This window comes from Streptomyces sp. WAC00040, from assembly GCF_056835925.1.
This window is the reverse complement of sequence record NZ_JAKQZE010000001.1, coordinates 4,047,376-4,072,362: the sequence shown is the minus strand read 5'-3', so window position 1 is coordinate 4,072,362 and position 24,987 is coordinate 4,047,376. Positions and strand designations below refer to the sequence as shown.

Below are 24,987 nucleotides of genomic sequence, written 5' to 3'. Positions count from 1 at the left end.
GCCGGCCGCCGGGCCGGACTCAACGCCCAGACCCGCTCCGGGCTCTGGCTGCACGTCGCCCGTGCGGTCTCAGCCCTCCGACCCTGCCTGGTTGTGATCGAGAATGTGCGCGGCCTCCTCACCTCCCCCGCCGGTTCCCCTGGCGACGTGGAACCCTGCCCGTGGTGTCTGGGAGACACCGCAGGTCAGCCTGCTCTGCGGGCACTCGGTGCCGTACTCGGATCCCTGGCCGACCTCGGGTACGACGCGAAGTGGCTCGTGCTTCGCGCCTCCGACGTCGGGGCCCCGCACCGCCGCGAGCGGACCTTCCTCGCCGCATGGCCCGCCGGGCACCCTGCTGAAGACTCCGACCAGCAACATCGGAAAGAACGGCGGCAGCCAGCATCCATCGAAGCGGAAGAGCGGGGGGCACGGCCCGAACCTGGCCGACGAGGTCGAGTGGCTGCTGCTGCCGACACCGAAGGCGTCGGACGGAATCAAGGGCTCGCCGAACCAGCGGCACGGCAATGGCGACATGACCCTGCCCAGTGCCGCGGCGTCTCTGTTGCCGACGCCGAGGGCCAGCGACACGGGCACCCCGGGCCGCCGCCCCGGGAAGGGATGGCGGCCTCCCTTGTCGGCGGTGGTCCTGCCCCTCTGGGCGGAGGAGACGCCGGAGGCGGGGGCGCGGACCGGCGATGGGGAGCGTACGGATCCGCCATCACCCGATGGGAGAGGCTCACCCGTCCTGCCCCGGCTCCCACGGACGCGGCCGGTCGGCTCCGCGCGGACTTCGTGGAGTGGATGCAGGGCCTCGACGCCGGCTGGGTCACCGCGACTCCGGGGCTCGGCCGTCCAGCGCAGCTCACCGCGCTCGGCAACGGCGTCGTCCCACAACAGGCTGCGCGTGCCTTGCAGTTGCTGGCCCCGCCCTTTCCCCGCTGTCCCCGCTGCGCCGACCGATAGCGCTCCACTACCGCGTTCTTCCGGCCGGACCAAATCGCTGATTCTCCGGATCCTCTCGGGCATGTCGCCGTCTCACAGATGGAGCACACCCCCATGGCCGACACCAGCCCGACCTCCCCCGGCCCCGAGCCGTACCGCGTCCCCGACGCAGACCTCGATGACCTCGCCAGCACCCTCGCCAAGACCATGGCCGAGGTCAGGCAGCACGGCGTCATCCTCGACCGCCTCGGCTCCGAGCCCGAATCCGTCGCCATCCAGCCGCCGGACGGCGCTCCGGAAGCTGAGGCGGCTGACGGGAAGAAGCCCGACGGCCCCGCCTCGGTGTTCATCCTCGCCGCGGGCGGCAAGGAATATGCCGTCGAACTCGCTGCCCTCAGCGACTGGGTGAACTACCTCTTCCTGCCGGTGTACGGCCGGGAGATCAGCACGAGCCGTCCCTGGTGCGCGCGCTGGCACGAACACCCCGAGGCCGTCGCCCGGCTCCACGCACTCTGGCTCGCCTGGCAGCAGTTCACCGACACGGAGGCTGGCCTGTCCGGCCCCTCGACCTGGCACCGCGACCACCTGGACCAAACCCTGGCGCACCTGCGTGCGCCCGACGGACCGTTCGCGGCCTGCACGACCAGCGCAACTCGCCCCAATCACCGGGTGCTGGCCACCCCGGCGCCCGACCAGGCGGGGGTGGCGGCGTGAACGACATTCTCGACTTCGACCTCGACGATCTCTCGCCGGTCGACGACGACTCCGAGGAGGCGATGGAGGCTCTCTGGGCTGGCGACTTGACGGTGCTGTCCCAACACCACACCACGCCCAACGGTTCGCACAGCTTCGTCCTCGCCCACGACCGATCGGTCACCTGGGGGATACCCGGCGAGCCACAACTCGTTGCGATCGCGGTCGCTCGGGATCTGCGGCAGTCCACGTTCACGTTCGAGACGAGTCACCACGCCACGGCGTCCTTCGCACAGAACTGGCTGGCAGAACGCGGCTGCCCGCTCGAACGGATCGCACTGCGCGGTGGCGACTACATCGAGCCCGCCGACGACCTCACCCTCCAGGTGGAACAGCAGATCCAGAAGTCGGGCACCCGCTACGAGGTCCTCGACACCTACACCTCTGACGACAACCCCAGCGAGGCGTGGACACTCGTCAACGACTCCCAGGCCCCCCAGGCACCGGTTCGCCTCTTCTACGAGGAGTGGAACCACGATGCCGGCACGTACACGATGCGCGAGGGCGCCTTCCCCGACATCGGCGTCGCCCAGACCTGGCTGGACGAGCGCAGCGAACCGCTGCCCGAGCCTCCGGAGTACAGCGACCACAACGGTGCTGTCGTCCGGGCCCGCATCGCCCGCATCGCCCTTTCACGGTCCGCCGGAACCTCTCCGACACCGCAGACCGGGCTCGACGCGCCCCGCGCGTCAGCGGCGGTACCGGTCCAGCGCGCGGCCCAGGGGAGGCTGCTGTGAGCCGCGCCCGCTTCGCCTTCGCCGCGCACCCTGACGCCATCGCCGACCTGCGGGAACTCCCGCCCGAAATGCGCGATTTGGCCTTGCTGGAGCTGCAGAACCTGGTCCACGGAAGCGACGACTGCTTGCCGTTGAAGGGCCGTCTCGCCGGCTTCCACAAGGTGTACGTCGACCCGGAGGTCTCTTACCGGCTGGTCATCCAGTTCCGCCAAGCGCCACCTACCTCGACCCACAAGCGCGAGATCTACCTCGTGGCGGCTGGCAGCCGGAAGGACTACGCGGTCTACCGCGCGGCCCACCTGCGGACCGAGCCCCAGCAAGGGGTCGGTCCGGACTCCGCCACGGAGGCCCGCGTGCAGGCCGCCCGGTCTCGCTCGACGCTCACCACCGAACGGCCGACAACGGGCAGCGCGACTGCCCCGTCACCAGCGTCGCCCTCAGCCACTGCTTCTCGAAAGGCCGCCCAGCGATGATCAACGACCGTACTGCGCTGACCCGTTCAGAGCTGGCGGATCTCCTCACAGAGGCCGCTCAGAACGTCGGCGGCATCCCTGCCGCCGAGTATCCGACGGCTGCCGCCCGCTCCTACCTGCATCCCGTCTTGGGTCCGCTGGCCGCTGGGCCCCGCGTGATCACCGAGCTGAACGACCGGTTCGAGGGCTTCGTGGCCACCGAGCCACGCCCCGCTGGGTCGGCGGGCCTGTTCGCTCTGGCCTCCTACGCCTCCGCGCTGGGGTGGCTCACCGAGTCGTTCGCCGAGCTGACCTCCTCGGTCGACGAGATCTGTACCCGTGTGGGCATCCCTACGGAACCTTGCGCCCCGATCGTCGCCGCGTCCAGTGGTACGGAGCGGGACGACGAGTTCGACTTCGCCTTCAGCGCGCTTGAGTTGGAGGCGGTCCGCAGCGCAGCCGAGGCCGCCGGCCTCGCGCCGGACGACTACTTCGAGGTTCTCTCCCAGTCGTTGCTCGCCGCGGCCCGGATCACCGACGCCTGCATGGAGATCTCCAGTGGTCTGCTCGATGACGCTGATCTTCTCCGCGAAGTGAGCGACCGCCCTCGGCTCGGTAATGATCCCGGGAGCCTGCCCGCTCTGGTCCGCTCCCTGCTCGCCCGGATGGAGGCGACGGAGTGAACCCGTACGACGCAGACACACACCCTGGGCCTTATCTCGTCGTCGAAGTGCTCGGTGTCGGGGATGTCAGCGTGCACGCCCTCGCGCATGGTCCGGAGGAGCCGCTGCACCAGGCCGCTACACGCGTCATCGAAGCCGCAGCGGCGTTGGACGAGCGACACGAGAGCGTGCTCGACGCGGTCCAGCGGGCTCAGCGGCTGCTCGAAGGCATTGGTCGCGGTGAAGTCGGCCGAGCCCAGGTGTCGTACGCGCTGCTGCGGACAGCTCTCCCGGACCTCGGAGACGGCCTGGCGCAGCAGGACCGGGCATACAGCCAGCTCGTCGAGTCCCTGTCCGCCTACCGCCGGCTTCTTTCCTCGCCCGAGCCTGCTCAACGCGCGAGCAACAAGAGCCACGGGCAGGGCCAGAAGACGAGGCCCCACCGGGACGACGACTGGGCCGTCGCCGGGGGCGCGGGCTGGTAGCCCTCGAAGCGGTTGCGGCCGGAGGTGTTCGCTTTCGTCGCAATGCGATCGGCGAGGACCCGTACATCTCGCGGGAGAAGGCCCAGTGGCAGGACCCGGCGGTCTTCCCGCAGACCGTGCAGCGGCTGGTCGCCGACGGGCTACTGCATCAGGACATCACCGAGAACGTGTACCGGCCCGGCCAGCTCCTCTCGCTCACTGCGCAGGGGGAAGCCGCCCTGCGTGATGGTCGCGCGACGACCTCCCGGGTGTCCGCCGCCCTCGGCCGCACCACCACGCGGACCACGTCAGGCGCGCTCTCCGACTCGGCCGCCGCGCCCGTCGCCAGGACCTCCCTCGCGACCCCCCGCTCACGCTGACCTCATCCCGATAAGGACCCCACCATGGCTACCCCCGGCCTGCCTCCCACCTTCTCCATCGCTTCCATCGACGCCCAGCGCGTCGAGGAGGCTCTCGCCCGGATCGGGCCCAAGTGGACCACCTGGACCGCGATGACCCTGGCCCAGGTGAACGGCCCCGTGCGCGTCCGCGACGTCGCTGCGCAGCTCCCCTTTGTCAGTGAGCAGTTCGTCGGCAAACGGCTGGCCACGATGCACGCTGACGGACTGGTCATCCGCGATGACCACCGGCGGGGCGCGCCGTACCGACTTAGCGCGCTCGGCACGTCTCTGGCCCCCGTCCTCCGCACGGTCTCGGACTGGTCCCACACCCACCTGACACAGGAACCGATGGCCGAAGCCGAGCGTGTCGAGGACGCGCTGCGCCGCTTGCATCTTCGGCATTCGACTGCCGTGATTCAGGCCCTCGACTCGGCTGACGGCCAGATGCGGTTCGTTCGCATCGCCGAGGCGGCCGGTCTGGACAACGGCCTCGCACGGCAGCGACTTGTCCGGCTTCAGACCGATGGCCTGGTCACGCGGACGGGCTCCCGGCACGGAGACCCGTACGTGCTCACCGATGCCGGCCAGGCGTTGGGGGCCGTCTACGCGAGTGTCGAGTACTGGAGCCGACCCTTCGCGCTGCGAAGTGGAACAGCGCCAGTGGCAGCAACGCGCTCCCACGTCGGTATTCCGCTGGGGGCGGGGGCCGACAGCGCCCGGACCACGGCGGCCCTACGGCGGAGCGCCGCCGCGTCGAACGTCATGTTCAGCCACGCGCCTCAGCCGGAACCGCGGGTGCCGGCAGCCGTGACCGCTCAGTCGGCACCGGGCCGGGGCCGGTGACGGGGGTAAGAACTAGAGGCCACTCGCCGCCACTACGGCATCCGCGTGCGCTCCGGCGGCTCCCGCCGCTGCGCACGCGGATCCGTTCTCCTCCTTCGCTTCCGGAGACTCGACCATGTACGCCCCTGATGACCCGACCCGGTACCAAGAGGTACTGGTCAGCCCCATGTATCTGGCTGGTTCCAACGGGACCGGCAAGGCTGGCTTCGCGCCCGTCGCCCACTGGCCCCATCAGTACCTCGATGAGGCCCCTGCCAGCTCCTCGTAACCTCTCCCGACCAACGGATTCGGATCGGCTGGTTCGGCGACGACTTCGAACTGTGGAAGATCAGCGCAGCCGAGGACGCCTTCTCGGCGCCTCGGTGGACGGCGACGTTCAACCACGTCACCCCGGCCGAGATGGTCGCCGGACTCACCGCCGCACTGGTCCAGGACTACGACGAAGCCATCGCTTCCGACACCCTCGGCCGCTTCTTGACGGGGCCAACCGTCCCCTGGCGGGACACCGTCCGGCCGCTGACCGATGCCGGCTGGAACCTTGACGGAGGTGCTGAACTCGGCACCGTCGAGATCATCGCTCCTGACGACCAAGCGGGCATCCTTATCGATCGGCGCGGCTACGGCTCCGACCGCACGACCGTTGAGCTGTGGGCTGGCCCGCCGGGCTGGGGCACTCGTGCCGCAGCGACCTTCACGGCCCGCACCCCATCGCATTTGATCGCCGCAACCGCCGCTGTGATGGCGAAGTCGACCCCGGTGGTCCGTGAACGCCACCAAGTCGACCGGCGTATGCAGCACCTGGTCACGATGACCCCCGTCGCTTCGGCCACGCCGATCGCCGAGGCTCAGGTCTCGCGCGCTCCGACACCGCTGGACGTACGCCGCACCGCGGTCACCCAGGCCGTACACCGTGCCGCGCGGGCACCACGCACAGCAGCCGACCTCCGGGTGATGGCCGCGCAGAGCCGCTCCACGGGGGCGGCGCAGAAACGGACGGGACACCCCGCGCCCGCGACCTCTGCCCGGCTGCCGGCCAGCTCGCCGACGCCCCGGCGCGGACGCTGACTCCCACCCCAGGCCGCTCCCCACCCGCAACCGTCCCCGCCCAACAGGAGTTCCACCATGCCCACCACCACCATGCTCGACCAGGCCACGGCCATGAGCGAGAACGCCTGGGGCCAGCCCATCGAAGCTCTTGAGGTCCTAGGGGTCCGCCGCCCCAGCGAGGACCCGCTCCTGCGCTGCGCCATGCACACCCGCGCGGCCCTGGCCATCACGGACAGCGCGGTAACCGTTCAACAGAACCGTCTTCACGCCCTGTCCCGGCATGGGTACGTGCCTGACTTCTCGAACTCGACCGGATCACCGAAACGGCGGTCAGCCTCCGTGTCGCCCACGCGGAGAGCCGTGCGTACCTCCAGGCGATCCGGCGTGTGGTGGAGGCTCGGGAGGCCGCCGCACCCGAGGTTGAGGTACCGGCGGTTCGGCTGGCACAGGCCGCTGTCGCCCGCTCCGGGCAGACGCGGCACGCCCCGGGGGCCGTGCCCGAACCGCCCTCTCCGGCGGCTGTCGTCGGGCCGTCGGCGCCCACAACGGGGCTCCGACGTTGAACGCTTAGCTCCGATTCTCGTCGCGGTGGCCCTCTTCGGCCCGGGGGCCCACCGCGCGGGCCAGCTCCTCCATCGTCAGCTCCACTCGCCGGCCTTCGGCGACCCGGCGCTCCACAGTCTCCTCGTCCGGCCACCGGTCGGGCTGTGCGCCGACTCCCCACTGGCCGTCGGCGACCAGCGCGATGTCGCCCACGGTCCACGGCCGCCCGGCCGCCCGGACCTTGCGCTCCAACCCGGCACCGTCCCAGTGTCTGCTCGCCTCGGCCATCGCTGTCCCTCTTCTCTCGCCTGCGGCCCCACCGCAACCCATTTAGGACAACCACGGTGGCCTGTCCATTCCCCGGTCTCCGTCACCTGCCGACGACCCCGAGTTCGCCCACGGCAGACGTCCTTGCCGGGAAACGACTACGCACTTCGGCATGCCGCATGCCAACGTACAGGTGCCGGGAAAACCGCAGCTCAACGAAGGGATCCATCCAACCGTGAGCCCCTCTTCCACCCTCCTTCCGGCCGTTATCCGCCCCGCAGCGGATGCTCTCAACTGGCTCTCCGCCGACCACGGTGCTGGCCCGGTGCTCGATCTCCTGGACGCACTCGGGTGGGCGATCGTTGACACCCCCGAGGCCAACGTCCACGCGACCAGCCCCGACGGTTGTGTCTACGTCGGCTGGCTCCCCGAGGACCCGTCGGCCTGGCAGCGCAACATCGTCTGGCACGTCCGGGTGCAGCCCGCCGTTGGTGACGCATGGGTCCAGGAGTTCGGTCTCCACACCCCCTCCGAGGCCGTTGCCGGATTCCTCGCCGCCTTGGTCACCAACTCCTCGTGCTGACTGCCAATCAGGCTCCGCTCATACATTCACCGACGGCTCGACGACTCCCCATCGTCCGGCCGACCAGCCCCGTCGATGTCCATCGTTCACGGAGACTCCCTTGCCCCAGTACCTGACCGTCGGCCACCTGCTCCGCCAGCTCCAGGATCTCGACCCCAACCTGCCGGTCCGTCTCGCCGTCAACCCCGACTTCCCCTTCGCCCACTTCGTGGGGACCGAGGTCGTCGTCCGCGACGGCAAGGCGTACATCGCCGATGACGGTCAGGAGGACTACCTCCCGGTAGGGGCGCGCGACGCCCTCACCTGGGCCTGATCGCTTCTTCACCACCACGGAGGCTTCCATCTCTTCACTGTCGCGACCCGCTCCTCGACTCGCGCTGCACGATGTCGCGGCGCGCCCCATGCCGCATGGCGTGCACAGCGCGCTTCTCCAGCGCATCTCCACGCGCCCCCACGGCCCTCTCGACATCTCCTGGCTCGCTACCGAAACTCCCAGACTCCCCCTCGGGCGCATCCAACTGCGCTGGGAACCCGCATCGCTCAGCGGCTGGGACGTCACGGTGCATCTGGGCCTGGCCTCTGCCGACGTGCTCCTCGGTTCCTGGCCCGCCGTCCCGGACGACTGGCCGCGCCTGATCCGTCCAACCCTCTACGAGGTGACCGGCCTGTGCGCCGCCCTCGCTTTCGCCACCGACGCCCTCGACCTCTCGAACAGTCTCGCCGGAGTCTGATAGGCCACCGAACGCGCAGGCCGCTGACCTGTACCGCGGCTGGGGCTCGTCAGTGATGCCCTACGGCGTGCTGACTGTGATCGACGCTGATGAGCTTGCCACTGGCTCTTAGCCGCTCCCACGCCTCTGTGGCATCGAGATTGTTGTACATGTCCGGCGACGCTATCGGCTGAGGGGCAGGGCTGCTCCTGGGATGACAAACCGCATGCTGTAGGGAACTCCAGGCCTGGATCCCGGAGGGACCTTCCTCGCTACAAGGCAGTGCTCTCCGCCGGCTGAGGCACCCACCCGCTGAGGGCTCAACGAGGCGGGAGCGATGCAAGATGAGACCGTACGCGCCGGCTGAAGTGTGCTGCACAACGCGTGTCTCTCACGAGTGCGGCCAGGTTGTGCCATACGGTCTGGCGAATATCCCTGGGCGTTGTCCGATGATGGCGTGCCAGGGTTTGCTCCACGGCAGCGACGTTGCCGGGCAGTGGCTGAGCGGAGCTGCGGTCGCCGAAGGGGTGATCGGTCTCGGTCAGCACACGATCGAGCGGGATGGTCTGCAGCAGAGCCGTCTTGCGTGCGGCGGAGACGTTGACGGAGAAGTAACAGCCCAGACGGACGGCACGGGCGGTCTGTTCCGGGGCACCAAGCCACCAGTGGAGGACCATGCCAGGGGCCGGGGCACGTTCGAGTTCGTCGAGCACCTGCTCGCAGGCGCCGTAGCTGTGGATGCTGGCGATGCGCGGGGTGCGCTCCAGGACGCCGAGGACACTGCGGAGAGTGGTCTGCTGGCGTTCGAGCGGGACTCGGCTCTTGCCGTCGAGTCCGATCTCGCTGACTAGGGGGGTGCGGGCAATCAGCTGGGTGAAGGTGTCGGGGTCGAATGCGGTGTGGCTGCGGGCGAGTCCGGGGTGAGCGCCGACTCCCCAGATGATCCGGTCGTCGTGCCGCTGGACGGCCTCAGTGGCCTCGGTCAGGGAGCGGGTGGCGGCGAAGATGACGGCGCCCAAGCCGGCGAGGTCGTCGGCCGGGACGCTGGTGTCGATGTGTGCGTGCAGGTCCAGCGGCGGCAGTGCGCTCGTCCTCATGGGTACAGCAGCTCCAGTTCTGCGACGCCCCGCCTGCACAGGTCGTAGGCCTGGCGGGTGGGGTAGTCGGAGGGCAGGTTCAGGGTGGTGATGTCGGCTAGGCGCAGGCCGCGGGCGAGGAAGGTGCGCAGTGAGGGTTCGACCGACTTGCCGGTCAGGTAAGCGCTGAGGTTCGAGTCGTGGCGGGTGTGCAGGTAGTCGGTCGTGTCTTCGATCTGGGCAGCGCGGAAGGAAGCGCGGCGCAGCAGGCAGCCGAAGCACACGCCGCAGTGGGTGCGTACGGGAATGCGGTGGGTGCGGTGTCCGGTGTGGGCGCAGGAGTGGGTGTTACTGAGCAGCCGGGTGGCAGCGGTGGGGCCGACCAGTTCGGCGGCCCGGGTGAACATTTCGCCTTTGGTGTGGGCGGCGAAGGGGTTGTGGATGTGTGCGTGGGCTCCGGCGTTGTGGGCGATGGTGGCCAGGGTCTGCAGGAAGAGTGGGTGGGTGGTGCGGGTGGATACGGCGCCGCGCTGGTCGGCAGTGAGCGGCACGTTGAGGGAGGCGAAGCCGTTCTCCGGGATCCACAGCGGGACCTTTTCCACTGCTGCGGCGGCCAGGCCGAGGGCGAGGAAGAGCAGGGAGCGGGTGCGGGTGGAGTACTCGTTGGGCAGCTTCGTGCCGGTGGGCTGATGGCTTTTGCGGGAGAAGCGCAGGGCCTGGTGGGGTTGTGGGGGGCCGTCGATGAGGTGGGCGATGGTGTCGGCGACGGTTCGCTGGATGGGGGCGAGGGTGGTGGCGCCGACGTGGGAGAGCAGTAGATGCTGCTCGGGTCCGAGGTCGTGGCGGGAGTGCAGGGCGCCGACGGCGGAGTCGGCGCCGCCGCTGAGCAGGACCACTCGCCGGATCCCGGAGTGCGGTGTGTCGTGGATGGTTTCTTGCGGGGTCTCGGCGGTGTGGAAGCGGATCGACCATTGGTCTCCGGACAGGAACGCCAGGAGGGCTTCGAGGCGTTCGCGCACCGCAGTCCAGCGGGCCGGGGCGTAGACGGGGACGTCCAGTTCGAAGGTGCGCTGGGTCCAGTTGGAGCGGGCGGCGCGGCGGGGAGAGGTGCGGTCAGCGGCGTAGACCAGGGTAGCCAGGCGGACCAGTTCGATGTTGGGTTCGGGGACGGGGCCCAGGGCTCCCAGAGACGGTCCGAGAGTAGAGACGAAGGAGCCGCCCGCCCCGGCGGGCCACCAGAACACGGTGGTGTCGTCGGGCACGGGGCGGGTGGTATCCGCGTCCAGGCGCATGGTGAAGGCGGGCATCAGGGCTCCATCCAGATGGACCGCATCGCGGTGATGCCCTCTTCGACGGCCTGAGTGATCTCGGTGGTGCTGGGACCGGTGATCGTGAGGGAGGCGCGGTCGGCCAGGGCGCGTGCAGTCTCGCGCAGTTGGCGTTCGCCGTCGGCAGTGGCCCAGGCGGGGCGGGAGCCGTCGTTCATCTTCGCCGCGGTCTCGCTGATGACCGCTTCGAAGATGATCAGGGCCAGGGTTTCCCGGACGACTTCGTCGGGGCTGGGGGGTGTGCTGTCGGTGCCGGCTTCCAGGACCCATTGGGCTACCTCGCTGGCGACGAAGCGGCGTTCCTGGTCTTCGATGGTGCCGTCGGCAAGCGGCCCGCAGGCCGCGTCCACGATGCGGCGGGTCCAGTCGATCGGGTCGTCGGCGGCGGCCTGCAGTTGTGCGTAGTCGAGGCCAAGTTCCTGCAGAGCCTGTGCGTTGCCGGTGCGGTAGGCGTAGGCCGCGGCCGCGGCACGGCCTGCGGTGCGTGAGGACCGGGCGACGCTGCGCTGCGCCCCTCCCCCGCTACGGCCTTCCCCGGCCCCTCCGGATCCGCCGCCTACACCGCCGGGGCCGTCGGCGTGGCCGCCCGAAGGGCGGAAGAGGCCGAGGGCAGGGATCAGCTGATCGGTGTTGAGCTGGGGTGGGGGCGCGCCGGGACCGGAGCCGGCCAGAGCATCGAGCCACTGGGTGATGTTGTGCTGCAGTTCTTTGCTGGCCGGTGTGCCGTTTCCGGTGTAGGAGCCTTTGGTGCCCATCAGCGGCGGCTTCCTGTGGCCAGGGCGATGTCAAGGGTGCGCCCGATCTGATCCTGGCCGGCCGGGACATGGCTCTTCCAGTGCTCCAGCACTCCGCGGAAGACGGGGACGCCGGACGGTAGGACCAGGATGGTGGCCGGTTCCAGTTCTCGGGCAGGGATGGACTGCAGGAGGCGAGTGGCCCGCTCGGTGGTGGCCGGGTAGGCGGTGGCAATGCGGACCAGACTGCGCACGGCTGCGGTCTGGTCGGTGGGGCGGTCCCGGCCGGCCCGGCCGAGGTATTCGACCAGGCTCAGGGCGTCGTCCTCGCCGAGCGCGGTGATGTCGGCGTCGGTGACCCGGCGCTGGTCGAAGCGCACGCCGGACAGCAGGTTGGCCGCGATGTCGCGCAGCCGACCGGGCAGTCCGGCGTCGAGGAGCTGCTCGCCGGTGAACGCGGCTGCCAGGTAGAGGTAGGGGGCCAGGTCCACGTCGCCGAGGCTCGGGGGGAGTTTGGCCCATCGGATCAGGTCGTCGTCGAAGGCGACCGGCTCGCTCCCGCCTTCGTCCGGCGTCGGCCTCGGTTCCTGATCCGGGGAAGCAGCGTTGTCGGGAGTGGGGTCGGCGTCCTCAGCGGTGGGGGGTTCGGGGGCGGGTCGGCCGGCGGCTGTCTCCAGTTTGGCCATCCGGGAGCGCAGTTCACCGCGGGCCAGCCACCCCAGGACGATGGCGAAGGCGTCGGGCAGTAGTTTCTCCAGCACCATGAGCTTGGCCACGATGTCCGGCTCGAGTTCGATACCGCGATGGCCTGCGACGGACTGGCGCACCCGCAGGTCGTTGAGGAAGCGCTTGATACGGCGGGGGCTGCCTTGGAGCTTCTCGTAGAGGATGGGTGTCATCCGTGAGGCAAAGGCCATTTCGGCGAGGATGTCATTGCCGTTCACGGCCTCGGCCAAGTCGTCCAGCAGGCCCTTCTCCAGCCGCAGGTGTACGCAGGCCTCAATGTAGGGGGTGAGTTCCTCGACGGTCAGGCGCTGAGAGAGCTGCAGCAGGACGAGGAATGCCTCGGTGTCGAAGCGGCTCAGGGTGGGCAGCGGCACCGTGGTCTGCACGATCTTGTGCAGGTAGAGGCTGGCCGGTTCCTCGAAGTATCTCTCTTGTGCTGCCTGTTGTCCGCTGCCGGGGTCGGGGAAGCGGGCTCGCAGGGCGTCGGCAACCCGGTGCTCGTCAGCGGCGACGACGAAGGCCATCTTCGGCACGGCCAGGAACAGCCGGATGGTCTCCAGCGTGTCCACGACCGTGTCGGGCAGGCAGCGGTCGAGATCGTCGACCAGCACGACCACGCGCCTGAGGTGGCTGAGTTCGGCGGACTCCATCAGTGTGCGGAACTCACTGCGGAACTCGCCGAGTCCGCGTGAGGGCGGGTCGCCTGCGTCGGCATCATCGTTGCTGGGCTCGGTGTTGATCAGGCTGGTGAGGTCGTCGACGGAAGGCAACTGCAGGGTAAGGGACGTCTTGGCCGCCACTTGCAGGGCCTTGGCCCAGTCGACTCGCTGGCGCAGCTTGGTCAGCATCGTCCGGGCGCGGCTGATGCGGCCCTCTGGCTGTTCCTTCTTGGCGAGCTCGGCGGCGACGGCGCTGAGCACCTCGCCGATCAGGGTTTCCTTGGCGCCCACACCGGGGTCGTAGCGCCACGGGTCTGTGCTGATCACGAGAATGGTCGTGTCCGTTGCGGGCGGCTTGGGGGCGAGTTCGTCCTCGATGAGGCGGAGCACGGTGGTCTTGCCACTCCCCCAGGCGCCCGAGACTCCGACGGTCACCGGGTCAAGGGCGTCGTCGAGGACTGCCTGGACCACGGTTTTGGCCACCGCGTCAAAAGACAGAAGATCCAGGCGTGTCGGCTCGTCCGACCACAGCTGTGCAGACATATTGCTCTTGCCCATCCCCAGGGCCTGTGACTATCTCGTCTCAGGCGATACCCGCACCAGCACTGCGCATACGGACGCTCCCGAGCGTGCAGCAAACACACACAATAGTGCTCACTTCATCCTCAACAATAGAAACAGGCGCATCCGTTGCGGCCGCCGACGTGGCCGACGCCGACCCGGGGCAGGCGGCGGATGACTGCATCCTCGGTCTGCCCGTGCCGACTCGATTCGGCCATTGCGTGCGTGAAGCCGGGCGCGCCACAGCCGAGAGAGTAGCCGCCAGCCCGCACCCAGTACGCCAGTGCGTCGATCAACTCACGCCGCGATGCTTGCGCGGGCGCTCGCCCGGCATCGCGGGCGGCACCAGCGGTTCGAGCACCGCCCATCCGACATCGGAAAGATCCGTAGGGTACCCCCCGCCGTTCGGCCACACCCGCCTCCCCATAGTGCAGGGCCTGCTAGCTAGCCTGCCCTTGCTGGCACTTAGCAGATACCTACTAACTCCATTGCTGTTACGGTCTGTTACGCGACAACGCTCAAGGTGCAGCGCCAGTCTGTCAGCAAAACGGCACGGTGGGTTAGGCGCCACTGTCACGCCGGCGGCGCCTCCAGCCCGTTACCTGCCTACTCCAGGTAAATTCCGGCGAACGCACCGTCGAAGCCGAGCGCGGCCAAGCCCGCCTCGACACTCGGGTAGGTCGTCCCGTGCGGGCCGCCGACCAGGACGTCGAAGTCGGCGCGGCTGATCTCGGGCTCGAGCCACTGGTTGCCGCACCGGCAGCGGACCCAGACGTTGCGCCCATGGTTGATGAGCAGCCAGTCGCGTCGGGCACGGCAGGCGGAGCACATCACGGGGATGCCGCCGAGAGCGAGTTCGCGTGAGTGGCCGACGCAGCGAATCGCCCTGGGTCCGTCGGCGGGCCGGGTCTCGGCCTGGAGCCGCAGCAGGGGGTCGGTACCAGTGGGGAGGACGGGCAGCGCGGGTGCCGGCTCCGTGGTGCGGGCGGTGGTTCTGAGCACGAGCGTCATCTCCCGGTTGTCGGTCCTGTCTTCATCCGTAACAGCCGGTAGGCCGGCTGTCCATACATTTCGCGGCGTCCGCTCGGTCGGTGGTCGACTACCGGTTCGACCTGGTCAGCGACCCGGCGAGCGGTGGTTGGAGTCTTGAACAGCCCCGAGCGGTGCGGCTGCCGTCGCGTTCCGTTCGCTGGTTCGGCTGCTCGGCGTGGCGGCCTGGCGAGTGGCGACCCGCGGACGACGGGCACCTTCACCCGGGTGTGCCGGGAGCTGGGCGATGCGCCGCAGACGCCAGACCAGGACGTCGTTCACGTCATCGGCGCTGTCGAGTTCGCGCATGTCGATGGCCTGGCGCAGGAGGGCTTCGGAGTCGTGGCCTGCCCGCTCGGCCTGGGCGAGGGTGGCGATCAAGGCGTCGGTCCTCGCTTCCATGCCCTCTGCCCGTACGACCTTCTCCGGCAGGACGGCGCGAAGGGTGGCTTCGTGCGTGCGGCGCTGGGCTTCTGGAAGGGCCTGACCTTGGTCGTGCAGCACCCGCATCGGGGCGGCAGCGGCCTGCCGGTAGGCGGTGCGCAGGTGCGCGGCGGCTTGTCGGGAGGCGTGGGCCTGCTGGGCATGCCCACGCGCGGAGTGCCAGCGGGCGGCGGCGAGCGTGACCAGGACGAGGGTGGAGACGAGCATGGCGGTGGTACCGCCGTCCTCGCCTCGACCGAGCGCTCCGCCGGCCTGAACAATGCCCCGAGCTGCTGAACGGAGAGCCCGAGTGTCAGCGCGTTCGGCGCGGACATGACTACGGGTCGCCCGCTCGAATGCACGAGCCGCGGCGGCCAGCTGGGCGCGGGTGGTGGCTGGTGAGGTCTGGGCCACCGCGTCGAGCAGTTCTCCGACGCCGACGAGCTGGGCGGCGGCCTGGCCCTCCTCGTCGCGTTCGAAAAGCGTGACCGAGCGCTCGGCGATGACGACCGCGTTGCGTCGTTGACGGGCGGGCGGTGACCAGTTCGTCCGGTCAACGGCGACCGCGGGCGCGCTCGGCTCTGCGGCACCGTCGGTGAGGCGTAGGCGGATCTTCGGAAGGGAGAGGTCGGGGCCCAGTTTGGATCCGGGGTACCAGACCGGGGCTCCGTCGCGGTTACGGTCGCCGGGCAGGGCCACGTTGTAGCCGAGCGCGTCACCGGACGGAGCGTGCCGCAGCTTCACCCGCACCCCCGCCTCTCGGAGCCGCGTGAAGAACTCCTCCTCCGAATCCGCTCCCGCCACGGCTCGACGAACGGCCTCCCGGAGCGTCTCGCGCGAGGTCTCCGGTCGGCCGGTGCGCTCGGCCTTGAACTTCTCAGCGCTGCTGGGATTCTTCGCTGCGGTTCCGTCGCCGGCGTTGAGGCGCCGCAGGCCCATCGCCCTCTCGATGCGGCGGCATTCGGCCTGGGCCTTGTTGAAGTCGTAGTTCAGGCGCGGGTTGCGCAGGTCGCCGCGTACGAGGGTGGCGACGATGTGGATGTGGTCCTCCGCGTGGCGGACGGCGATCCACCGGCAGCCGTCGGGATCTCCGTCCGGTGCGATGCCGGTGGCGTGAACGATGCGCTGGGCGACGGCGTTCCACTCCTCGTCGTCCAGCCGCCGGTCCCCCGGGGCGGTGCGGACCGAGCAGTGCCAGACGTGCTTGGCGGGCGCGCGGTCGCCGGCCTGCTTGACTCGCAGGTCCAGGGCGGCGGTGAGCCGGGCGAGGGTGACCTTCGGGGCGGGGTCGAGGCCGGTGTCGCGGCCGGGGTCAGGGGCGAAGCCGTCCCAGGAGCCGACGAGGTGCGCATCGGTGTGCTCCTCGCGCCGTCCGGGGCCATACAGGTAGACGAGGAGGCCGTGGGTGCGAGAGCCGCGCCCGATGTCGGGAACCATCACAGCCGCCGAGTCACCAGGTCGTTCGCCGCGTCATCGACTCGGGCGAGAAGCCCGGTCAGCGCGCCCAGCGCGTGTTCGAGTTCACCGGCGCGCGGGTGGCCACCGCTGTTGAGGACGAAGGCGATCTGGTTGATGTTGTTGCCGATCCGGGCCAGCGCGGTGCGCAGTGCGGCGAGTTCGTCGATGGCGGCGTCGAGCTGGTCGCTACTGTGCACGGCGGCGTGTCCGCGGGCGGCGCTCAGGCCGGCGGTGGCGAGGAAGCGGGCGACGGTGACGCCGCGCTGGGTGGCGGCGTCGCTGATCTCGGCTTTCTCGGTGTCGGAGAGGCGGGTGGTCGTCTTGCGGGCGCGCTCACTCGGGTTACGGCTGCGGCGGCGCGGGGTGCGGTCGGGGAAGGCGGGCGCGCTCGGGCTCGTCTGCTGGGGGTCGGCAGGGTCATCTGCTTCTCCCCCGGTGACCGGCGCCCCCTGGTGCCGGTTGCCCGGCTGGTCCCCGAGCGAGGGCGCTCGGGGACCAGCCGGGCTTCCCCCGCCCTCCTGGGCGGGGGCAAGTGCGTACGACGGGCCGTAGGACCGTCGTACGCGATAGCTTGCTCCGCCAGGAGCCGCGGTGGGGTCACGCTGCTGTCCAGCGGAGGTGGCCACCGGGTCGTTGGTGTTCACCGGCTCGTCTCCGGGTCCTGCTGCTGGATTTCGCGGACGAGTTCCTCGATCCAGTCCATGGCCAGGACGGGGTGGTGCAGGGTCCAGGGCCGGTCGTGCTGCTCGCGTTGCACGATCCAGGTGGTGTCGGGGCCGGACTGGGCGCGGTGGAGGTGTCCGTGCTGGTGCAGGACGGTCAGCCAGGAGTCGACTTCGGCGGGCGTGGCCGGGTGAGTGCGCATCGGATGCTCTCCGCTTCTGCTGTGGCGGGATGTCTCGGAGACATGCGGAGCGGGTGACCGGCCGGGGTGACCGACTCGGTCACCCACTCCGTGGAGGTTCGGTCAGGGCCGGGAGGAAGTGACCGGCTGGCGGTGCTGCTCGCGCAGCTGGGCCATCAGCGCGGTCAGGGTGTCGCTGGACAGCGGAATCTGCTGACCTCGGATCGCCTGGGCGACCACCTTGCGGGTGAGTTTGTCCTCGGCCCTGACCGCCGACCGGGCGATCTTCAGCAGCTCCTCGGTGTCCGGGTCAGGTCGCCGGTCACCAGTCGGCTGAGCAGCCCGGTCAGTGACCGGCGGCGAGGTGACCGGCGGGGCACTGACCGCCGCCGGGCTGCCCTGGGCATCACCGACCGGGGCAGGGCCGTCGGGGCGGTCAGCGCCCGTCCGCCCCTTGTCCACCTGTCCCGGCAGGTCAGAGGCACCGTGACTCCGGTTGTGGTGGTCGGTGACCGACTGGCCGCTGGCCGCCGGGGTCGAGTCTCCGGTCACTGACCGGGGGGCGGTGTCCTCGTTGGTCGGGGACAGCGGCAGCCGGTCGGTCAGAGCGGTGACCGACTGACCGGGCTCGACCTGACCGACCGCTGACCGCTGCTGACCGGCCCGGTCGGTCCGGGTGACCTCGATGGCCTCGCCCCGGTCAGTCTGACCGAGGTGACCGGACTCACCGAGGTTCTGTCGGTCAGCGTCCGTGACCGGGCCCCGGGCGATGAGGATGTAGAGGTGGACCGCTCCGGCCAAGGCCAGCGGGGCGATGGTGGAGAGCACCGCAACCACCGCGTCGCCGAGCCGGAGGCCGGTGCCGGCGACCGTGTCCTGGTTGATGCGGACCGCGTGGAGCGCGTTGGCCCAGATGCTGGCGGCGGTGGCCGTACCGAAGAGGGCCCAGACGTAGAGCCGGGCGCGCAGGGGTGCGTTGCGCAGGACCAGGAGGGCTCGGATGCCGTAGGCGATGAACCCGTCGATCACCAGGGGGAACAGGTAGGTAAGGAAGCCTCGGATGTGGATGGCGACGGCCATCTGCTGCAGGGCGTCATACGACAGCGCGCATCCCGCGCCCCCGAGGGCCACGACAGCCGCGCGGTCCCACCCGGATATATGCGCCGTCTTCGGCGCGCTTGCGGTGTTCATGCCGCCGTCCCGAAGTCGTCGCGGACCAGGCGCTCGCCGCTGGTCTCGGGGGGTGGGGTGTTCGTGGTGGGCTGGTTCAGGGTTCGGTTGCGCTCGGCCCGGCGGATCTCGCGGTATCGCTTCTTGGCGTGCTCCTCGGTGACCTTCAGAAGCCAGGCCAGGCGCTGCTCGCTCACCCCGTGGCGGTAGGCCGCGTACTCGACCGCGCGGCGCTCCGCATGGGTGAGGTGCACGTCGCGCCCGGCGATGGTGGCGTTGACGCGGCTGTAGTCGAGGCGGCTGGCGAGCTTGTCGTGCAGCGGCCCGCGCTCCTCTTCCGTCAGGCCGCCACGGATCCCGTCGGTGTCACCCCCTTCGAGAGCGGCGTCCAGGCAGGTGCGGCGGACCGGGCACTGGCCGCACAGCGCCTTGGCCGTGGCGATCTTGGCGGTCTCGTCGGGTTCAGGGAAGAAGACTTCGGGGTCCACCGGGTTGTACTCGGTGCTCTGGCAGATGGCATCGGCCTGCCAGGTCTGGTCGCCGAGCTGACGGTGGTGGGCGGGGCCGTTCATCGTGCTGGTCATGCGGGGTGCTCCGATCGCTCTCCGCGCGCAGGGGCGTCGGCGGAGAGGTGCGCTGGCGGTAGGCCCCCTCGGACGGCGCTGCGGGGGCGCGGTCCGGCGGGGTGGCCTGTGGGGGGGTCAGGCGGCGGCGCTGTGGCGTCTGCGGTCGACGGCCTCGAACTCGACTCGGGCGGTCATTTGCGCGAGCCTGCTGGCGACGCGATCCCCGAGGTACGAGCGCAGGTCCTTGATCGCCAGGTTGGTCGTGATCAGCGTGGGGAGTTCGTAGTTGTACCGCCGGTTGATCAGCCGGTACGTCACTTCCTCGACCCACTCGCTGGCCTTGGCCGCGCCGAGGTCGTCGATGATCAGGAGCGGGCACCGACTGACGGCCGCCAGCTCCCGCTCGCTGTCGACCCCGGGCCGGGGGCGGAGATCGGCGTAGAGGTCGGCAGCGGTGGTCGCGCGCCAGCGAACACCGACCCCGCTATTGACCAGCGCTCGGACTGCGCCGTACGCCTGGTGTGTCTTGCCCGCGCCGACGACCCCGGCCATCAGCAGGCTAGGTCCGGTGGTGACCTGTCGTCGGGCTCCTCGGCTGGGGGCGACGGCCGCGTCGGTGACCTTCCGGACCCACTCCAGGACCGTGGGGTGGTCGGCGACAGCCGCTTGATAGCGCGGGGGCATCCCGGCGAGCAGGGCGTCCAGCGGCGAGAAGGGCTCGGCGTCGTCCGGCAGGGCGGCGTCGGCCGGGTCGATGTTGCGGGCGGCCAGGATCCTGGCCATGCGCTCCAGCGTGGCTTCGTTGCCGAGGAGCTGCGGCTCGCGGTGACGGGTGTGCATCACAGCTCCTCGGCGTAGGCGGCAGACGCGTTGGCCGGGTTGGTCCACGCCTGGTGGGCAGGCACGTTAGGCCGGATTCCCGGCCGCACCAAACCGCTGGAGCGAGCGTTCATCGCCTCGTTGACCATGCTGGTCAGCACGCTCGGGTGCTTCGGGTTGGCCGCGAAGTTCGCCAGCCCGGCCCGGATGTGCTCCGGCGCGATGCCCTCGCCCAGGAGCTTCTTGGTGATCCGCCCGAGGTGCCCGATCACGTCGCTCGGCGGGCGTTCGTCGCACCCGGCGACGTACTCCCCGACGAGGTCCTTGGCGGAGACGCCAGCTGCGGGCGCTGTGCGCCCCGTAGGGACAGGAGATCCAGGATCCAAGATCCTAGATCCAGGCCCCGAGCCTTCGGGGAGGCTTCGGGGAAGGTTCGGGGAGCCTTCGGATACAGCCCTCTGACCTGGACTTTTAACCTTGTTCGGCCCGGGTGCGCTGATGGCTTCGGCGGCGGCCTCCGGCCGGTCGGCGGCTGGCCCATCTGACTGGTCCGGCACCGTCGAGGCGGGTACGGCAGGCAGATCGGGGGCTCGGGGTGCCCTCGCCGAGGTCTCGGCGAATCCTCGGGGAGTAGTGGGCGAGCCCTCCGCCCTCCGGGTGCAGGAGCCCTTGCACGGTGCGCACCGGTCGGCAGCCTGGTGCTGCGGGCACGAGGGCAGGCGGGACTGGCTCGGCTTGTCGATCTTCTGGTGCTCGGACCAGGTCACGACGTGGAGGTAGAGGCGGCCGTCGCATCCGGTGTACCGGCAGATCAGTTCGGCGTTCGCTAGCTGGTGGAGGTCGTCCTCGACGTGGACCGAGGTGTGCTCGGCGCGCAGCGGCCAGAGCAGCCCAGCGATGATCGCGGCGTTGTCCCGGTGGCGACCGTGGTCGTCGGACTGGGTGAGCAGGCCGAAGAAGGTGCGCTCTGCCTCGACGCTCACTTCGGCGAGCGACTCGGAGACGAACGCCTCCGGCTTGATGGTTCGTATCCGCGCCATGTCAGCAGCCCCGACCGGCGGCGACCAGGTCGCTGCGGGTGAGGGTCGCGGCGGCGACGTCGAAGGTGTGCGGCCGAGTCCAGTCCGCCTCCGGCCAGGCTCGCAGGATCCAGCGGGCTGCGACCCTTGCGGTCGTCGGCCCCAGCTCCAGGGTCTCCCCGGCCTCGTCCTTGACGATGGCGTGCGGGTGGGGCCACGCCTCCTTCGGGTCGTTGAGGCTGACCCGGACAGTGGCCGCGCCCAGGATCATGTCTGCGAGCTGGGCGGCGAGGCGGCGCTGGCGGTCGGTATCCGGGCAGGCTGGGGTTCCACTCGGCATGGCGAGCATGCGATACTCCGTTGTTCGTAGGAATGCGGTGCGGCGGTTCTCGTGCAAAAGCCCCGCCGCCCGCGAGATGTGAATCGGCACTCTTCGGGGTGCCGGCCCGGCGCTTGGGAGTTGGTAGCTCCCGGGCGCCGCTCTCATCCACCCCGGTGGGCGTCATGGCCCCTGTGGGTACATCGCCCCTCCCCTCCTGGCCAGTCCCCGGCCGGTGATCCGCTTGTGCAGGGACCAGAACCGTATGGCGACCGCTGGCACAAGTCCAGCTTCTCCACACCTGCTCCGACCAGGCATGGAACACTGAACTGGACGAACTCCTGGGTCAACGTACACCGCAGTGGCGCCCTTGCGTCAACTGCAATGTCGGCGCGCGAGACGACGCTAGTCATGATCACCACTGGAGTGGATAGGATGGTCGTCATGACGAAGGGTTGGGGATGACCGAGAAGAACGAGCGCACCTTCGCGGAGCTGCTCGACTACCTGTTTCGGGAGGTACATCCGAAGGGGCGCGGTCCGTACACGTACGCGGAGGTGTCACAGGGGATCCGCGACACCTCGGGCGTGGCCATCTCCGCAAGCGCCATCCAGCAGCTTCGCACCGGAACCAACACGAACCCGAAGATGCAGACCATCCGGGCGTTGGCCGGATTCTTCGGGGTGAACCCGGGCTATTTCTTCGACGGGGAAGAGGCCGAACGGCAGCGTGCAGAGATCCAGGTGATTGCCGCCATGCGCGACCAGGGGGTGCGCCGGGTCGCCTTGCGCGCCAACGGGCTCAGCACGTCGAGCCTGCACATGCTGAACACCGTGATCGACCAGGCTCGCCGGCTGGAGGGAATGCCGGAGGAGTCGGACGACTCCGGGCTGCTCGACGACGAATGAGTTCAGTGCCGCCCGAACCGCGGCATGCGGCCCTCCGTCGCGGTCAGACGGCATCGCTTCCGTGGCGGCCTTCCAGCAGCACGATCACTCGGAGGAGGTCGCTGCGCATCGGTCGCAGGGCGACGATGCGGACAGCAATTTCCCGACCTTGGTGATACGGAATCCTGAGCCGGCGCAGAGCACCGTGGGAGTGCTCGACCATCTCGCGACGATCCCACATCTGTCGCGCGGCTGGCGATCCCGCGAGGATGTCGCGCTCCAGTTGCCGCAGGGCCTCGCTCTTCGGGTGGTGAGCGCGCTCATAGCGGATCTGCCCGAGAAAAGGGCGGGCCCAGTCCTGTTCCCAGTTCACGAGATGCTCACGAGCCTCCGGCTCCAGAAAAGCCCATCGCATCTGATTGGCCTGGTAGGCAGCCCACGGAAACCAATCAAGCAGCGGCTCGTTGTAGCTGATCACGTTCCATGCGAGATCCGTGGCGAAGGCGGGAGCGGGGGACTGATTGTCCAGGAACTGCTGGAGCAGCACCTCGTCCACATCTGTTGCCGCGTCCACATCCGGCGTTGAGGCAAGTGCCGGCGGACGACCGACCGCCCTCAGGTACAACACGCGACGCTCTGCCGGGCTCAGCCTCAGCGCCGACGAGAGCCGATCGAGGAAGTCGGCCGAGTACTTGGCCTCGTTGCCGCGCTCCAGTGCGCCGTACCAACGTTCGCTCACTCCGGTCAAACGAGCCACGTCACGCTGCGTCAGCCCTTTACTCCTGCGCCCTGAGGCTGCCAGGCCCATAATCGCGCGCGGATCCGTGCGGCTCCGCCATGATCGCAGCAGCTCAGGCAGGGACTCACCGTCAGGTTCGTCGCCCTCGACCTGCCCACCCCGAGAGTCCATGGCCCGAAATTAGATCTCATGATGAAGTGACATGCATCACGACACGCCCCGAAACAGCATCAAGAGATCACGAAACGGTCATCCAGCGTAGTCAGACATAGCGGGTAGTCGACCGTTCAACCATCTGTGTCGTGCGCCACAGCGGCCCGCGATCACGGGCTTCACCCACTGTCGATCAAGGTCGAAGGATTCCTCCAGCCTGGCACTCTTCCATCCTCCTCACAGGGATCGAGTCACCATCCGTAACCGGAACTCACACTTCCGGGAAGCGTGAGTTCCGCCTTCTTCTTGGCATCCTCTTGGCTGTCACTCAGCAGCAAGTTGGTGCACAGCCGAGGCCGAGGGGGATTGCCATGCCCTTGCCAGAAATCGACGAGAGTCGACTGCGCAAATCATGTGAGGAGCAGGTCGATCTCCTGCACCTACCGCATCGCTTCAGCACGCGCGAACTGCGCGAGGCGATAGCCACCCTTCGCGGGAAACCGATCATCCTGAAACCGTTGAGCACGCTCGACGCTGTCGAAGCGCCCTGTGGCATAAGGATCGAGACGCCGTCCGCCGACCTCCTCTATTACGAGGAAGGCACGTCCGTCCACCACCAGCGACACATTCTCACGCACGAACTGTGCCATGTGTTCTGCGACCACCCCGGAAGCCTGCAGGTCGACGCGGATACGGCACAGGCTCTCGGGGTGAACCCCACGCTGGTGATGCGCATGTCGGGACGCACGAGTTACTCGACGGCCGACGAACGCGAAGCGGAAATGATGGCGACGGTTATCCGCCAGCGCATCTACCGTGAACGCGAATCCCCTTCTCATCAGCCGACGAGGGGATCGGACAGCTGGGACGCGCTTTTCTCCCAGCCCATTAAGAAAGCTCGGTTCCGCTCACGATGAACTCCGTCTTCCTTGGCATGGCCTGCCTGCTCGCAGTGGCTGCCGCCTACTGGGTCCTCGGTCGAGGGGCGCCCCGTCCGACCGGCACATGGGCCATGGGCGCGCTCCTCGGCTCATTCGCCCTGGCCTTCGCCACCTACGCCCCGCTGTTCGAGAACGCCGTTGAGGGCGTCGTGCCGCACGTCGCCCGGCTGCTGAGCAACTGTGCTTCCCTGGCCGCCGCCACAGCGGTCCTGGCTGTCTCCTTCCAGCTCAACCTGGAACCCGCGGAAGCGCAACGGCGAGTCCGGCTGCGTCTCGTCCTCTTCGCCACGTCCGCCCTCGGCATGATCGTGCTGTTCACGTACGAGCAGATGACGCATCGCTCTCCGCAGGTGTATGCGCTCTATCTGCTGCTTTTCATCTCCTACCTCGGTTTCGCCATCGTCGACTTCCTGGTGCAGGCCGTAAGCCAGTCGAGGTCGACCCGCCGCAGCAGCGTCCGGATAGGTCTGCGCATGGCGGCAGCAGGGTGCGTCTTCGCACTGGTCTACGCGGTGTACAAGCTGACGGTCCTCATCTCCCTGGGCCTGGGCTTCCACCTGGTGTCCGACCATTCGGAGTGTTCGTCGCTCGTGTCTACGCCGTGCGTCTTCAGCGTGACGTCTCCGGCGCTCGCCGTCCTGTTGATCTGCGTCGGTCTCACCCTGCCGGCTGTCGTCTACCCGGTCAGCCAGGCCCGACGTCGCCGCTGGGAGGCACAATCCTTCGAAGCCCTCGGTTCTCTCTGGCAGGACCTATCCGCCGCGATGCCGAATATCGACCCGGCCTTCGACGAGGCCGCTTCGAACGACTCGGACTTCCTGCTCCAACGTAGGGTCATCGAGATCAACGACGGCATCCTCGCCCTTCGTCCGTACCGGTCCCGCAGGGTGCAGGAGGTGGCCCAGGGCACGTTCGACGCTGGAACAGAGGCGGGAGCCGCAGCGGTCGAGGCGGCTGTCGTGAAGGCAGCGCTGGCCGCTTCGAAGGCCGGCCGGTACGCCGACAAGGTTGCCCTGCCGTCGGCGGAGGCAGCCTCCCGCAAGGACCTCCGTGCGGACACGGAGTGGCTCCTCCTGGTGGCCGACGCCTACGCGCACCGGGTTGGGCGTGTCGCCGATGACAGTCAGCCAGAGCCGGTTGGAGCCTGATG

General features: G+C 69.2%; 29 protein-coding genes and 1 pseudogene. 15 read left to right on the top strand and 15 right to left on the bottom strand.

Features of this window, described 5'->3' with window-relative positions; translation table 11 throughout:
• Positions 1-48: 48 nt before the first annotated feature.
• The 9 genes and pseudogenes from MDN94_RS18725 to MDN94_RS18685 all read left to right on the top strand — a co-directional run bounded on the left by MDN94_RS18725 (position 49) and on the right by MDN94_RS18685 (position 6,301).
• Complete coding sequence (locus MDN94_RS18725) at positions 49-945, top strand: DNA cytosine methyltransferase (protein ID WP_482727110.1); 897 nt, start codon at positions 49-51, stop codon at positions 943-945.
• A 93-nt stretch (positions 946-1,038) separates the two neighbouring features.
• The gene (locus tag MDN94_RS18720; RefSeq protein WP_482726883.1) at positions 1,039-1,638 is read left to right on the top strand and encodes a DUF4913 domain-containing protein; all 600 of its coding nucleotides are present in this window, start codon (positions 1,039-1,041) and stop codon (positions 1,636-1,638) included.
• Complete coding sequence (locus MDN94_RS18715; protein ID WP_482726882.1) at positions 1,635-2,414, top strand: glycosyl hydrolase; 780 nt, start codon at positions 1,635-1,637, stop codon at positions 2,412-2,414. The genes MDN94_RS18720 and MDN94_RS18715 overlap by 4 nt, the downstream gene beginning before the upstream one ends.
• Complete coding sequence (locus MDN94_RS18710) at positions 2,411-2,887, top strand: type II toxin-antitoxin system RelE family toxin (protein WP_482726881.1); 477 nt, start codon at positions 2,411-2,413, stop codon at positions 2,885-2,887. Before MDN94_RS18715 ends, MDN94_RS18710 begins: the two co-directional genes overlap by 4 nt.
• Positions 2,884-3,549: a hypothetical protein gene (locus MDN94_RS18705; protein ID WP_482726880.1), complete on the top strand. Its 666-nt coding sequence runs from the start codon at positions 2,884-2,886 to the stop codon at positions 3,547-3,549. The genes MDN94_RS18710 and MDN94_RS18705 overlap by 4 nt, the downstream gene beginning before the upstream one ends.
• Positions 3,546-4,013: a hypothetical protein gene (locus tag MDN94_RS18700; RefSeq protein ID WP_482726879.1), complete on the top strand. Its 468-nt coding sequence runs from the start codon at positions 3,546-3,548 to the stop codon at positions 4,011-4,013. Before MDN94_RS18705 ends, MDN94_RS18700 begins: the two co-directional genes overlap by 4 nt.
• A gap of 116 nt (positions 4,014-4,129) precedes the next feature.
• The gene (locus MDN94_RS18695) at positions 4,130-4,372 is read left to right on the top strand and encodes a hypothetical protein (RefSeq protein WP_482726878.1); all 243 of its coding nucleotides are present in this window, start codon (positions 4,130-4,132) and stop codon (positions 4,370-4,372) included.
• 24 nt (positions 4,373-4,396) lie between these two features.
• On the top strand, positions 4,397-5,236 hold the full coding sequence (locus MDN94_RS18690; RefSeq protein WP_482726877.1) for a winged helix-turn-helix transcriptional regulator: 840 nt from the start codon (positions 4,397-4,399) through the stop codon (positions 5,234-5,236).
• 115 nt (positions 5,237-5,351) lie between these two features.
• Positions 5,352-6,301, top strand: a pseudogene (locus MDN94_RS18685) (SPDY domain-containing protein).
• 549 nt (positions 6,302-6,850) lie between these two features.
• On the opposite strand, the gene MDN94_RS18680 reads toward MDN94_RS18685, so the two are convergent.
• Positions 6,851-7,114 (bottom strand): hypothetical protein, encoded by a 264-nt coding sequence (locus MDN94_RS18680; RefSeq protein WP_482726876.1) that lies wholly within the window; start codon positions 7,112-7,114, stop codon positions 6,851-6,853.
• A 214-nt stretch (positions 7,115-7,328) separates the two neighbouring features.
• Here MDN94_RS18680 and MDN94_RS18675 point away from each other — a divergent pair, with 214 nt between their 5' ends.
• The 3 genes from MDN94_RS18675 (at position 7,329) to MDN94_RS18665 (ending at position 8,407) form a co-directional block, all read left to right on the top strand.
• On the top strand, positions 7,329-7,676 hold the full coding sequence (locus MDN94_RS18675; RefSeq protein ID WP_482726875.1) for an SPDY domain-containing protein: 348 nt from the start codon (positions 7,329-7,331) through the stop codon (positions 7,674-7,676).
• 100 nt (positions 7,677-7,776) lie between these two features.
• Positions 7,777-7,989: a hypothetical protein gene (locus MDN94_RS18670; protein WP_482726874.1), complete on the top strand. Its 213-nt coding sequence runs from the start codon at positions 7,777-7,779 to the stop codon at positions 7,987-7,989.
• A 100-nt stretch (positions 7,990-8,089) separates the two neighbouring features.
• Positions 8,090-8,407: an esterase gene (locus MDN94_RS18665; RefSeq protein ID WP_482726873.1), complete on the top strand. Its 318-nt coding sequence runs from the start codon at positions 8,090-8,092 to the stop codon at positions 8,405-8,407.
• Positions 8,408-8,706: 299 nt separating this feature from the next.
• On the opposite strand, the gene MDN94_RS18660 is transcribed toward MDN94_RS18665, so the two are convergent.
• The 13 genes from MDN94_RS18660 to MDN94_RS18600 all read right to left on the bottom strand — a co-directional run bounded on the left by MDN94_RS18660 (position 8,707) and on the right by MDN94_RS18600 (position 21,147).
• Positions 8,707-9,483, bottom strand: a complete 777-nt coding sequence (locus MDN94_RS18660; RefSeq protein WP_482726872.1) for a TatD family hydrolase — start codon at positions 9,481-9,483, stop codon at positions 8,707-8,709.
• Entirely contained in the window at positions 9,480-10,769 is a 1,290-nt protein-coding gene (locus MDN94_RS18655) for a 7-cyano-7-deazaguanine synthase (protein WP_482726871.1), read from the bottom strand. Before MDN94_RS18655 ends, MDN94_RS18660 begins: the two co-directional genes overlap by 4 nt.
• Positions 10,769-11,545, bottom strand: a complete 777-nt coding sequence (locus MDN94_RS18650) for a hypothetical protein (RefSeq protein WP_482726870.1) — start codon at positions 11,543-11,545, stop codon at positions 10,769-10,771. Before MDN94_RS18650 ends, MDN94_RS18655 begins: the two co-directional genes overlap by 1 nt.
• Positions 11,545-13,392: a KAP family P-loop NTPase fold protein gene (locus MDN94_RS18645; RefSeq protein ID WP_482726869.1), complete on the bottom strand. Its 1,848-nt coding sequence runs from the start codon at positions 13,390-13,392 to the stop codon at positions 11,545-11,547. The genes MDN94_RS18650 and MDN94_RS18645 overlap by 1 nt, the downstream gene beginning before the upstream one ends.
• 684 nt (positions 13,393-14,076) lie before the next feature.
• Positions 14,077-14,481 carry a hypothetical protein gene (locus MDN94_RS18640; RefSeq protein WP_482726868.1) on the bottom strand — a complete coding sequence of 135 codons (405 nt, stop codon included), beginning with the start codon at positions 14,479-14,481 and terminating at the stop codon, positions 14,077-14,079.
• Positions 14,482-14,586: 105 nt separating this feature from the next.
• The gene (locus MDN94_RS18635; protein ID WP_482727109.1) at positions 14,587-16,359 is read right to left on the bottom strand and encodes a relaxase/mobilization nuclease domain-containing protein; all 1,773 of its coding nucleotides are present in this window, start codon (positions 16,357-16,359) and stop codon (positions 14,587-14,589) included.
• Positions 16,359-17,024 (bottom strand): plasmid mobilization protein, encoded by a 666-nt coding sequence (locus MDN94_RS18630; RefSeq protein ID WP_482726867.1) that lies wholly within the window; start codon positions 17,022-17,024, stop codon positions 16,359-16,361. The genes MDN94_RS18635 and MDN94_RS18630 overlap by 1 nt, the downstream gene beginning before the upstream one ends.
• On the bottom strand, positions 17,021-17,245 hold the full coding sequence (locus MDN94_RS18625; RefSeq protein WP_003972986.1) for a hypothetical protein: 225 nt from the start codon (positions 17,243-17,245) through the stop codon (positions 17,021-17,023). The genes MDN94_RS18630 and MDN94_RS18625 overlap by 4 nt, the downstream gene beginning before the upstream one ends.
• 102 nt (positions 17,246-17,347) lie before the next feature.
• Entirely contained in the window at positions 17,348-18,415 is a 1,068-nt protein-coding gene (locus MDN94_RS18620) for a DUF2637 domain-containing protein (protein WP_482726866.1), read from the bottom strand.
• Entirely contained in the window at positions 18,412-18,978 is a 567-nt protein-coding gene (locus MDN94_RS18615) for a WhiB family transcriptional regulator (RefSeq protein ID WP_482726865.1), read from the bottom strand. Before MDN94_RS18615 ends, MDN94_RS18620 begins: the two co-directional genes overlap by 4 nt.
• Positions 18,979-19,095: 117 nt before the next feature.
• Entirely contained in the window at positions 19,096-19,800 is a 705-nt protein-coding gene (locus MDN94_RS18610; protein WP_482726864.1) for an ATP-binding protein, read from the bottom strand.
• Entirely contained in the window at positions 19,800-20,819 is a 1,020-nt protein-coding gene (locus MDN94_RS18605; protein WP_482726863.1) for a hypothetical protein, read from the bottom strand. Before MDN94_RS18605 ends, MDN94_RS18610 begins: the two co-directional genes overlap by 1 nt.
• Position 20,820: 1 nt before the next feature.
• The gene (locus MDN94_RS18600) at positions 20,821-21,147 is read right to left on the bottom strand and encodes a transcriptional regulator (RefSeq protein WP_482726862.1); all 327 of its coding nucleotides are present in this window, start codon (positions 21,145-21,147) and stop codon (positions 20,821-20,823) included.
• Positions 21,148-21,578: 431 nt separating this feature from the next.
• Here MDN94_RS18600 and MDN94_RS18595 point away from each other — a divergent pair, with 431 nt between their 5' ends.
• Positions 21,579-22,025 (top strand): Secondary metabolite protein, encoded by a 447-nt coding sequence (locus MDN94_RS18595; protein ID WP_468833270.1) that lies wholly within the window; start codon positions 21,579-21,581, stop codon positions 22,023-22,025.
• A 43-nt stretch (positions 22,026-22,068) separates the two neighbouring features.
• Here MDN94_RS18595 and MDN94_RS18590 read toward each other — a convergent pair whose 3' ends face one another.
• Positions 22,069-22,914 (bottom strand): helix-turn-helix domain-containing protein, encoded by an 846-nt coding sequence (locus MDN94_RS18590; RefSeq protein ID WP_482726861.1) that lies wholly within the window; start codon positions 22,912-22,914, stop codon positions 22,069-22,071.
• Between the two features lie 353 nt (positions 22,915-23,267).
• Here MDN94_RS18590 and MDN94_RS18585 point away from each other — a divergent pair, with 353 nt between their 5' ends.
• Complete coding sequence (locus MDN94_RS18585; protein ID WP_482726860.1) at positions 23,268-23,813, top strand: regulator component; 546 nt, start codon at positions 23,268-23,270, stop codon at positions 23,811-23,813.
• Positions 23,810-24,985, top strand: a complete 1,176-nt coding sequence (locus tag MDN94_RS18580; protein WP_482726859.1) for an MAB_1171c family putative transporter — start codon at positions 23,810-23,812, stop codon at positions 24,983-24,985. Before MDN94_RS18585 ends, MDN94_RS18580 begins: the two co-directional genes overlap by 4 nt.
• Positions 24,986-24,987: the final 2 nt, after the last annotated feature.